At 46.6% G+C, this 266-nt stretch carries 1 protein-coding gene; it reads left to right on the forward strand.

Annotation, left to right across the window (positions count from 1 at the left end):
* Window positions 1-28 precede the first annotated feature (28 nt).
* On the forward strand, window positions 29-266 hold a 238-nt coding region (locus tag ACYQ78_RS39690), incomplete at its 3' end, for a hypothetical protein (RefSeq protein ID WP_459806157.1).

Consider the following 266-nt stretch of genomic DNA (forward strand, 5'->3'; position numbering starts at 1 on the left):
TCGAAAGGCTGCTATGCGGGAGACATGGTTGAATGAGAATCAGCGTCTGGTGTCACAAGACAACTTTGGTCATGACCTGGCTGCAGTGGAAGCTGCGACAAAGAAACACGAGGCCATTGAAACTGACATCATGGCTTATGAAGAACGTATCAAAGCCATTGTTCAAGTTGCGGATGAGTTGGAGAAGGAGAATTATCATGAGTCTGACAGAATCCAGTCCAGGAAAGACCTGATTTTACAGCTGTGGGAACAGCTTTTGGAGTTGC

The sequence above is a fragment of the Herbidospora sp. RD11066 genome (assembly GCF_054661255.1).